The sequence below is a fragment of the uncultured Enterovirga sp. genome (assembly GCF_964242715.1).
In the GTDB taxonomy this organism is placed as follows: Bacteria; Pseudomonadota; Alphaproteobacteria; order Rhizobiales; family Beijerinckiaceae; genus Enterovirga.
On record NZ_CAXTAZ010000043.1, the window covers coordinates 33,836 to 43,289 of the forward strand.

The following is a 9,454-nucleotide window of genomic DNA, read 5'->3' on the forward strand; positions in this document are numbered from 1 at the left end:
GGCGGGCGTTGAACCACGTGACCCCCGTCCGCACCACCTGTCCCTATTGCGGCGTCGGCTGTGGCGTGCTCGCTTGGCCGGACGGGCTCGGCGGCGTCGCGGTCGAAGGCGATCCGGAGCATCCGGCCAATCTCGGCCGGCTCTGCTCCAAGGGATCGGCCCTCGGCGAGACGGTCGGGCTCGACGGACGGCTGCTCCATCCCGTGATCCAGGGACGGAGCGCCTCATGGGACGAGGCGCTCGACGCGACCGCCTCAGGGTTCCAGCAAGTGGTGGCCGAGCACGGGCCGGATGCCGTCGCCTTCTACCTCTCGGGCCAGCTCCTGACCGAGGATTACTACGTCGCGAACAAGCTGATGAAAGGCTTCATCGGCTCGCCGCATGTCGACACGAATTCACGCCTCTGCATGTCGTCGTCGGTCGCGGGGCACAAGCGCGCCTTCGGGTCCGACACGGTGCCGGGCTGCTACGAGGACCTCGACGAGGCAGACCTCATGGTGCTCGTCGGGTCGAACGCCGCCTGGTGCCACCCGGTCCTGTTCCGCCGCATGGTCGAGAACCGGAACCGGCGCGGCGCCCGCATCGTGGTGGTCGACCCGCGCCGCACGGCGACCGCGGACGAGGCCGACCTGTTCCTGGGTGTAGCGCCCGGCATGGACACGGCGCTCTTCGCTGGCCTCCTGGTCCATCTCGCGGAGCGGGAGGCGCTAGACCACGCCTATCTCGACGCGCACACCTCCGGGTTCGACGAGGCGCTCGCCCGTGCCCGGGAGATCGCCCCCGACCTCGCTACAGCAGCGCGCCTGAGCGGCTTGGCCGAGGCCGACGTCGCTGCCTTCTGGGACATGTTCCGCGACACCCGCCGGGTCGTCACCTGCTACTCGCAGGGCGTGAACCAATCGGTCCAGGGGACCGACAAGGTCGGGGCGATCATCAATTGCCACTTGGCGACCGGCAGGATCGGCCGGTCCGGAATGGGGCCCTTCTCGCTCACCGGCCAGCCGAATGCGATGGGCGGGCGCGAGGTCGGCGGGCTCGCCAACATGCTGGCCGCCCATATGGGCTTCTCCGCCCCCGAGGTGGACCGTGTGCGCCGCTTCTGGGACGCGCCCCGGATGGCGGAGCAGGAGGGGCTGAAGGCCGTCGCCCTGTTCGACGCGATCGAATCCGGGCGCATCAAGGCGCTCTGGGTGATGGCCACGAACCCGATCGTTTCGATGCCGGAGGCGGATCGGGTGCGGGCCGCGCTGGCGAAGCTCGACCTTCTCGTCGTCTCGGAGAACGTCGCCCGCAACGACACCGTCGCGAGCGGCGCCCACATCCTCCTGCCGGCCGCCGCCTGGGGCGAGAAGGACGGCACCGTCACGAACTCCGAGCGCCGCATCTCGCGCCAGCGGCCCTTCCTGCCGCTCCCCGGCGAGGCCCGTCCGGATTGGTGGATCGTGAGCGACGTCGCCCGCCGCATGGGGTACGGCAAGGCCTTCCCGTACCGTTCTGCCGCGGACGTGTTCAGGGAGCACGCGGCCCTGACCGCCTTCGAGAACGACGGCACGCGGGACCTCGATCTCGGCGGGCTCGCCGCCCTGTCCGAGTCGGGTTATGCCGGTCTCGCCCCGGTGCAATGGCCGGTGCGGAGCGGCGAAGGCGGCACGAAGCGGCTCTTCTCGGAGGGCGGGTTCTTCACCGGGAGCGGTCGGGCGAACCTGATCGTTCCGGAGCCGCCGAAACTCGCGGCCGCGCTCTCGGACAGCTACCCGTTCTGGCTCAATACCGGCCGGGTCCGCGACCAGTGGCATACGATGACCCGGACCGGAAAAAGCCCGCGCCTCGGCTCGCATCGCCCAGTCCCCTTCGTCGAGATCAACCCGAAGGACGCGGCGCGTCTCGGTCTCGAAGATGGTGGACTTGCCCGCGTCTCGACGACGAGCGGCTCGGCGCGGCTCGAGGTGAAGCTGGATCCCGGCCAGGCACGGGGATCCCTCTTCGTGCCGATCCACTGGAGCGGCGAGACCTCGTCCGATGCGCGGGTCGGGCCGCTCGTGCACGGCCATGTCGACCCCTATTCCGGGCAGCCCGAGGTGAAGGCGACCCCGGCCACGATCGCGCCGGTCGCGATGGCGCTCCGCGGCTTCGTCCTCGCGCGCGAGCCAGTCGCACTCCCCGACGGCACGTGGTGGGCACGCGCCGCGGTCGAGGGCGGCATCGGCACTCTCTTCGCCGCCGACGGCACATCGCGCGACGTCGCCGGTTGGGTGCCGGACCTCTTTCCCGACGTCGAGATCGCCGATTACGTCGATGCCGCGTCGGGCATCTATCGCTGCGCGGCCTTCCGGGACGGGCAGCTCGAGGCGGTGCTGTTCGTGGGTCCGGCCGCGGGCCGGCCGTCATGGGACGGGGTGAAAGCCTGGTTCGCCGAGACCGGCGGGGATGCCGGCCCGCGCCAGGGCCTGTCGGGCCGCGCGGCAGATGGGGCCTCAATGGGGCCGCTCGTCTGCGCCTGTTTCGGGGTCGGGCTCGACACCATCCGGGACGCGATCGTGTCGGGCGGCGCGACCTCGCCGGAGCTGATCGGCGCCGCGCTCCGGGCCGGCACCAATTGCGGCTCCTGCGTCCCGGAACTCCGGCGCATCATCTCTCGGGAAGTCGCGCCCGCGGGATAGTCCGCCCCTGCGCTCAGAGCGCCTGCGAGGCGGCCGGCGAGGCGCGGCCGATGAAGAGGATCCGGCCGGTCGGGCGACCCGTCGGCGATCCGGCCTGCGGTTCGAGCGTGATCTCGAAGAGCTGGCCGCCCCCGATCTGCGGCAGGCTTTCGCGGGGGAGGCGGACGGCGCCACCGGGCGGCAACACGCCGAGCGAGACGGGCCCGCGCGCCTGGTCCCACAGGGTCCAGAGCTGCAGGGAGCGATTTTCCCCAGGATCGGTGCGGCCGAGCGGTACCGACCGCACCGTGCCGTCTTCCGCGATCTGGATGAGCCAGCCCGGCCCCGTCTCGGCGCCTGCGGCGTCGCGGGTCTGGAGCAATGCGAAGTAGCGCGTCTGCGGCTCGGCCGGCGCGCCCTCCCGCACGGGGAAGACGGCCAGCAGAACGGCGGCGGCCGTCGCAAGCGCCGTCGCGGCGCGCCAGACCGGGGCGCTGTTCCAGAACCGGCGCGGGGTCGCGACGAGGCGGGGCCTGCCCGGGCCCGACATCGCGCCCATGGCGCGTTCGATGCGGGGCCACAAAGCCGGGTCGAGGCTCGCCGGCCTGACCGCTGCGTCCAGCGCCGGGAGGAGGCGGCTCTCCCAGGCGAGGACCAGCCGGGCGAGGCCGGGATCGCCCGCCATCGCGGCCTCGACCTCGCGGGCCTCGGCCTCGTCCAACTGGCCGAGCACATATTCGGCGGCCAGGACGTCCCGGGCCTCTTGGTCGGTCGGGATCATGCCAGGCACTCCCGCAGTGAGGTGAGGCTCCGGCGCGTCCACGCCTTGATCGTCCCGAGCGGCGCGCCGAGACGCCGGGCGATCTCCGATTGCGACAGCCCGTCCACATAGGCCAGCAGGATCACGGTGCGCCGTGACGGTTCGAGCTGTTCGAGGCAGACCCGGAGGGCGGCACCTTCCTGCGACAGGGCGAGCGAAGCGAAGGCGTCGGGCGTGTCGTCCGGCACCTGCTCGCTCACGGCCGGGTCCAATTCTGTTTCGCGTCCGCTCCGGCGGACGGCTTTTAAGGCGCGGTGCCGGACCACGCTGACGATCCAGGCCCGGGCGGCGCCGCGTGACGGGTCGTAGGTCGAGGCCCCTCGCCAGATGTCGAGGAACGCATCGTGCAGGACGTCGCTCGCGACCTCGGGACGTTTCACGATGCGAAGCGCGATCCCGGCCAGGAAGCCCGCATCCCGGTCGTAGAGGCTGCGCAACGCGGCAGCCTCCCGTCGTGCGCAACCGGCGAGCGCCGCCTCGTAGTCGAAACCGTCCATGACCCGATCATGCCGCACCGAAGCTGCCTCCTGGACCCTAGCCTCGCCCGGGCCGATCGGATGCAAGGTGAAGCTAGGCCGCCGGCATGCGGTCCTCGATGATCTTCGCCCAGAAGGAGACGCCGAACGGGATGGCGCTGTCGTCGAAATCGTAGGCCGGGTGGTGGCAGAGGGCGGAATCGCCGTTGCCGATGAAGATGTAGGCGCCCGGCCGCTCCTCCAGCATGTAGGAGAAATCCTCCGCCCCCATCTGGGGCGGGATGTCGGTCGTGACCCCGGCCCCGACCGCCCGGGCGACGCCCGCCATGAAATCCGTCTGTTCGGGATGGTTGAAGGTGATGGGATAGCCTCGCCGGTAATCCACCGTCGCGGTCGCCCCGTAGGCGGCGGCGGTGGATTCGACCACGGTCGTGATCCGGCTCTCGATCAGGTCCTGCGTCTCGGGCAGGAGGGTCCTGACGGTGCCGAGCAGCGTCGCATTCTGTGAGATGACGTTATACGTCTCGCCGGCCTTGAAGGAGCAGACAGACAGCACGGCGGAATGCAGAGGATCGGTGTTGCGGGCGACGATCGATTGCAGCGCGACCACGATCTGCGAGGCCGCGAGCAGCGTGTCGATGCACTGGTCGGGATGGGCGGCGTGGCCGCCCTTGCCCTCGACGGTGATCGTGAAGCGATCCGCCGCCGCCATGATCGGGCCGGGCCGGATCGCGAATTCGCCGACCGGCATGCCGGGCCAATTATGCATGCCGTAGACCTCCTGGACGCCGAAACGCTCCATCAGGCCGTCCTTCACCATCTCCAGCCCGCCGCCGCCGCCCTCCTCGGCGGGCTGGAAGATCATCACGGCGGTGCCGTCGAAATTGCGGGTTTCGGCCAGGTATTTCGCGGCGCCGAGCAGCATCGCCGTGTGGCCGTCGTGGCCGCAGGCATGCATCAGGCCCGGATTCTCCGATTTATAGGGCGCGTTCGTGGCTTCCTCGATCGGCAGCGCGTCCATGTCGGCTCTGAGGCCCACGACCTTGCCGCCGCCGCCGCGCCGGCCCCGGATCACGCCGACCACGCCGGTCCGGCCGAGGCCGGTCACGACCTCGTCGCATCCGAAGGCCCGCAGCTTGTCGGCGACGAGCCCGGCCGTCCGGTGGACCTCGAACAGAAGTTCGGGATGGGCGTGCATGTCCCGCCGCCACGCGGTGACCTCGTCGGCTAGATCGGCGACGCGGTTGATGACGGGCATATCGGGTCCTTGGCTGTGGCCGGGATGTCGGCCCAGACAATACCCCGGTCCCGGCAGCGTCAACTCTTCTCGTTGTGCAATGCAGCGAGATCGGGCCGGCGGTCGGCCGTGACCTTCCGGGCTTCCGCGTCGCGCCACGTCGCGATGGCGGCATGGTTGCCGGAGGTGAGGATGGGCGGGATCGGGCGGCCCTCCCAATCCCGCGGGCGGGTGTAATGCGGATATTCGAGAAGCCCGCCCTCGAAACTCTCCTCGATCCCGGATCCTTGCTTGCCCATCACGCCGGGCAGGAGCCGGACGACGGCGTCGAGGACGATCATGGCCGCGATCTCCCCGCCGGACAGGACGTAGTCGCCGACCGAGACCTCTTCCAGCTCCCGGCCTGCGATGACCCGCTCGTCCACGCCCTCGAAGCGGCCGCACAAGGCGACGAGTCCGGGGCCGGCCGCGAGCTCGCGCACCCGCGCCTGCGTCAAAGGCCTGCCGCGCGGGGAGAGGAGGAGACGGGGGCGGGGATCGCCGGGCGGCGACGCCACGTCGATCGCGGCCGCGACGACGTCGGCCCGGAGCACCATGCCGGGCCCGCCGCCGGCGGGGGTGTCGTCGACCGCCCGATGCCGTCCGATCCCGTGCTCCCGAATGTTCCGCGCCTCGAGCTGCCACTCGCCGCGCCGGAGCGCCTCGCCGGCGAGCGAGACGCCGAGCGGGCCCGGAAACATCTCCGGGTAGAGCGTGAGGATCGTGGCCGACCAGGGTTTCAAGCGGCTGCCTCTCCGGCCGTCGGGGCCGGGCCGACGAGCGTGAAGGTTTCGATCTGGCCCAGGCCCTTGATCTCGATCGCTCCGCGCGAGGTGAGCGCGAAGGCCCCGTCGAGGCGGTCACGGACCGAGAGGGACACGTGGATGCCATTCGGCTCGCAGGTGGATTCGAGGCGCGAGGCCAGGTTCACGGTGTCGCCCCAGACGTCGTAGCTGAACTTCCGCGTCCCGATCACGCCCGCCATCACCGGCCCCGAGGCGATCCCGATCCGAAGCACGATGGTGACGCCGAACCGCGCCGCCGTCTCGCGTGCGCATTCGTGCATGTCCAGCGCCATCCGGGCCTGGCGGGCGGCGTGGTCCGCCGCAGGTTCGGGCAGGCCCGCGACCGCCATAGAGGTGGCGCCGATCGTCTTGATCTTCTCGACGCCGTGGAGGGCGGCCAGCCGATCGAAGCCGCTGATCAGGTGGTTCAGCATCTCGACCGTGCGGGCCACTCCCAGCGATCTCGACAGGGGCACGAAACTCTTGATGTCCGAGAACAGGACCGACACCTCGGGGTGGCTCGCCGCGACCGCCTCGCCCGGATGCTGCCGCAACTGCTCGACGATGGTGTCCGGCAGGATATTCCGGAGCATCGCCTCGGTCTGGGCCTCCGCCTGCTCGACCAGCGTGAAAGCGTAGCTGGCGGCGACGGCCGTGACGGCAAAGACCGTGACCGCGGAGGATGCGTAGAGCTGGGCGAGGAAGTCGGGATCGGTCGGGATGAGGCCGTTCGGGACCATGAACCAGGCCGTCACATGCAGCGCGAAGCCGATCAGCAGCACGACGATCAGGAGCTCGCAGGTGCGAGGGTCCGAGGACCGCGAAGGCAACGGCCGCGGCCGCCACGAGGGCGAGGTTGATCGCGATCGCCCCGGCATGAGCGGCGGGATCGTGCGTCGCGTAGGTCGCCGCGAACAGCACGGAGAACACCACGACAAGGCCGGCCATGAGGTTCAAGAGCTTCAGCCGGCGCCGGATCTTGGGCGGATAGCGAAGCGTGCCCCAATCGGCGAGATGCTGCAGGCGTTCGAGCCAGACCCGCCGCCGACCTGTCTCCCGATGGGTCCCGAGTCCCCCCGAAACGGCGGACATTCCTGCCTCCCGCCGCGTCGTCCCTGGCGCGACCCCAGGCCAGGAGTTTAGCCCGTTTCGCGCCAAGTCGCGACCGGAGCGACAGCGGCCCTGCCGGCTGAGGCGGCCAGACCGCACGGCGGCGTCCCGTTCACGAGTACGGCAATGCAGCGGGCGAGGCGGCACCGTGGCAGCCCGGAGACGTTGCAGGGTCATGAACCTCATCCGCTTCGCCCTCGCCGCTCTCCTAGCCGCCGCTCCCGCGACCCTAGCCTTGGCACAGGCCGGCAACGTGCCGGCTGTCGACGCCTTTCCGAAGCCCGACCGGCCCGTGGCGGAGATCATCTCGCCGCAATGGGCCACGGAGGCTGAGCGCGACAAGGTCGACGAGGTCGGACAGGTGGCCAGGCTGATGGGGATCGGGCCCGGCATGGAGGTCGCCGATATCGGGGCGGGCAGCGGCTTCTACACGGTCCGCCTCGCGAAGCTGGTCGGGCCCGAGGGCCGCGTCTTCGCCGAGGACGTCACCCCCGCCTATCTGGCCGGGCTTGAGCGCCGGCTCGGGAAGGAGCGGGTCGCGAATGTCACCGTCGTCCGCGGCGAAGCCGACGATCCGAAACTGCCGCCCGCCTCGGTCGACGTCGCCGTCCTCGTCCACATGTATCACGAGATCGCCCAGCCTTTCGGCCTGCTGCACAAGCTCGCGGGCGCGATGAAGCCGGGAGGCCGGGTCGGCATCGTCGACCTCGACGACATCCCCTCCCGGCATGGCACCCCGCCGAAACTGCTTCGTTGCGAACTCGCGGCCGTCGGTTACAGGGAGGTCGGCTTCCAGACCCTGAAGGGGGATGTCGGCTATCTCGCGATCTTCGCTCCGCCTTCAGCCGCCCAGCGTCCCGAACCGGCCGCGATCAAGCCGTGTCCGGACGAGACGACGCGCACGAAGCCGAGATAACGTCGGCTGACTCTAGGTCGGGCGATCCGCGCCGACCTCGTTCGCGACCTCGACCAGGTTGCCGTCCGGATCGCGGAAATAGATCGACAGGAGAGCGCCCCTGGCGCCCGTGCGGGCGACGGGGCCTTCCTCGATCCTGATGCCGAGTTGCTCCAGCCGGGCCTTGGCGGCTTCGACCGGCTCGTCGGAGATCAGGCAGAAATCGCCGGTGCCCGGCGCGGGGACGCGGGCATGAGGCGTGAATTCGTGGCCGACCTGATGCAGGTTGATCTTGTGGTTTCCGAAGTGGAGCGCGGTCCGGCCGTCCTGCGTCTCGATCCGGAAGCCGAGCGCCTCGGCATAGAACCGGGCCGTCGCCTCGACCGACGCGCAGGTGAGGACGATGTGATCCAGGCTCGTGATCATGTCGCGTTCTCCGCGTCCGCCTCGGGAGGCTGCGACGGGTCGGGCTCCTGCCGCGGCGGCTCGATCAGGCCTTCGGGCGGGTCAGCCCGGATCAGGCCGCCGGCGATGTCGATCACCGGCACATGACGCTTGGTGAAGGGCAGCAGGAAGGAGCGGCCGCCGTCCGGCGGCGCGATCTCGAGAAGCTCGCCACTGCCATAATCCGGCACGCCGACCACGTGGCCCAGCGGTCCGTTCGGCCCCTCGACAGCGAGGCCGATAAGGTCGGAGAGGAAGTACTCGTCCTCGTCGGCCGGCGCCCCGAGGCTTTCGCGCGGGACGTGAAGCCGGATCCGGTTCAGCGCCTCGGCCCCCTCGCGTGTCGTGACGCCCTCGACTCGGACGACGAGCAGATCGGGCTGGTCGCCGGCCGCCTGCCGCACGCTCGTCAGCGTGTAGCTACGGCCCGCGTCGCTCGTGAGCGGCCCGTAGCGTCCGATCGCGCGCGGGTCCTCGGTATGGGATTTGAGCCGGACCTCGCCCGCGAGGCCATGCGCGCGGCCGAACTCGCCCAGGAAGACGAGGCCGGTGCGTCCCGCCTCTCCCGAAGGGAGAGGTCGAGCGGCTGCGGCAGCAGCCGACCGGGTGAGGGGCGTGGCTTCTCCGGAGAGGTCCGAACCCCTCACCCAGTCGCGCCTGCCGGCGCGACTCGACCTCTCCCTCCGGGAGAGGCGAGCACCCGCATCCATCGGCGAATCAGGCAGCGGACGAGCCGACCGGCTCCATCAGGGCGGCGCGCTTCGCCTTCTCGGCGGCACGCGCCGTGGCCTTCTCGCCGGGCTTCGCCTTCTCGGGATTGTTGCGGGCTTCGCGCTTCATCAGGCCGGCGGCGTCCAGGAAGCGGAGCACGCGATCCGTCGGCTGCGCGCCCTTGGCGAGCCAGGCCTGGATCTTCTCGCTTTCCAGCGTGATGCGGCCCGCGTCGTCGCGCGGCTTCATCGGGTCGTAGGTGCCGACCTTCTCGATGAAACGGCCGTCGCGCGGCGCG

10 protein-coding genes are annotated in these 9,454 nt (G+C 70.6%); 2 read left to right on the plus strand and 8 right to left on the minus strand.

Going from position 1 to position 9,454, the window contains the following annotated elements; all coding sequences use genetic code 11:
* Positions 1 to 8 precede the first annotated feature (8 nt).
* Positions 9 to 2,660, plus strand: coding sequence for a molybdopterin-dependent oxidoreductase (locus ACFE87_RS18675; protein WP_375461158.1), 2,652 nt, complete (start codon positions 9 to 11; stop codon positions 2,658 to 2,660).
* A gap of 13 nt (positions 2,661 to 2,673) precedes the next feature.
* Here the strand turns inward: ACFE87_RS18675 and ACFE87_RS18680 are convergent, their stop codons facing one another.
* The 5 genes from ACFE87_RS18680 to ACFE87_RS18700 all read right to left on the minus strand — a co-directional run bounded on the left by ACFE87_RS18680 (position 2,674) and on the right by ACFE87_RS18700 (position 6,826).
* Entirely contained in the window at positions 2,674 to 3,420 is a 747-nt protein-coding gene (locus tag ACFE87_RS18680) for an anti-sigma factor domain-containing protein (protein WP_375461159.1), read from the minus strand.
* On the minus strand, positions 3,417 to 3,956 hold the full coding sequence (locus tag ACFE87_RS18685) for a sigma-70 family RNA polymerase sigma factor (RefSeq protein WP_375461160.1): 540 nt from the start codon (positions 3,954 to 3,956) through the stop codon (positions 3,417 to 3,419). Before ACFE87_RS18685 ends, ACFE87_RS18680 begins: the two co-directional genes overlap by 4 nt.
* Before the next feature lie 73 nt (positions 3,957 to 4,029).
* Positions 4,030 to 5,193: a M20 aminoacylase family protein gene (locus tag ACFE87_RS18690; RefSeq protein WP_375461161.1), complete on the minus strand. Its 1,164-nt coding sequence runs from the start codon at positions 5,191 to 5,193 to the stop codon at positions 4,030 to 4,032.
* 59 nt (positions 5,194 to 5,252) lie between these two features.
* Positions 5,253 to 5,954: a tRNA (guanosine(37)-N1)-methyltransferase TrmD gene (trmD, locus tag ACFE87_RS18695; RefSeq protein ID WP_375461162.1), complete on the minus strand. Its 702-nt coding sequence runs from the start codon at positions 5,952 to 5,954 to the stop codon at positions 5,253 to 5,255.
* Positions 5,951 to 6,826, minus strand: a complete 876-nt coding sequence (locus tag ACFE87_RS18700) for an adenylate/guanylate cyclase domain-containing protein (protein WP_375461163.1) — start codon at positions 6,824 to 6,826, stop codon at positions 5,951 to 5,953. Before ACFE87_RS18700 ends, trmD begins: the two co-directional genes overlap by 4 nt.
* A gap of 455 nt (positions 6,827 to 7,281) precedes the next feature.
* On the opposite strand from ACFE87_RS18700, the gene ACFE87_RS18705 reads away from it, so the two are divergent.
* Positions 7,282 to 8,022, plus strand: coding sequence for a class I SAM-dependent methyltransferase (locus tag ACFE87_RS18705; RefSeq protein WP_375461164.1), 741 nt, complete (start codon positions 7,282 to 7,284; stop codon positions 8,020 to 8,022).
* 12 nt (positions 8,023 to 8,034) lie between these two features.
* Here the strand turns inward: ACFE87_RS18705 and ACFE87_RS18710 are convergent, their stop codons facing one another.
* From ACFE87_RS18710 to rpsP, 3 genes are all read right to left on the minus strand, one after another.
* Positions 8,035 to 8,427 (minus strand): VOC family protein, encoded by a 393-nt coding sequence (locus tag ACFE87_RS18710; RefSeq protein WP_375461165.1) that lies wholly within the window; start codon positions 8,425 to 8,427, stop codon positions 8,035 to 8,037.
* Positions 8,424 to 9,155 carry a ribosome maturation factor RimM gene (rimM, locus tag ACFE87_RS18715; RefSeq protein ID WP_375461166.1) on the minus strand — a complete coding sequence of 244 codons (732 nt, stop codon included), beginning with the start codon at positions 9,153 to 9,155 and terminating at the stop codon, positions 8,424 to 8,426. The genes ACFE87_RS18710 and rimM overlap by 4 nt, the downstream gene beginning before the upstream one ends.
* A gap of 7 nt (positions 9,156 to 9,162) precedes the next feature.
* Positions 9,163 to 9,454, minus strand: a 292-nt coding sequence (gene rpsP / locus ACFE87_RS18720; RefSeq protein ID WP_375461167.1) for a 30S ribosomal protein S16, incomplete at its 5' end; no start/stop codon positions are given.

Excerpts from the sequence above, each read along its gene's own strand:
- ACFE87_RS18680 (WP_375461159.1), bottom strand. The coding sequence starts at position 3,420 with ATGATCCCGACCGACCAAGAGGCCCGGGACGTCCTGGCCGCCGAATAT.
- ACFE87_RS18685 (WP_375461160.1), bottom strand. The coding sequence starts at position 3,956 with ATGGACGGTTTCGACTACGAGGCGGCGCTCGCCGGTTGCGCACGACGG.
- ACFE87_RS18690 (WP_375461161.1), bottom strand. The coding sequence starts at position 5,193 with ATGCCCGTCATCAACCGCGTCGCCGATCTAGCCGACGAGGTCACCGCG.
- ACFE87_RS18705 (WP_375461164.1), top strand. The coding sequence starts at position 7,282 with ATGAACCTCATCCGCTTCGCCCTCGCCGCTCTCCTAGCCGCCGCTCCC.
- ACFE87_RS18710 (WP_375461165.1), bottom strand. The coding sequence starts at position 8,427 with ATGATCACGAGCCTGGATCACATCGTCCTCACCTGCGCGTCGGTCGAG.
- rimM (WP_375461166.1), bottom strand. The coding sequence starts at position 9,155 with ATGGATGCGGGTGCTCGCCTCTCCCGGAGGGAGAGGTCGAGTCGCGCC.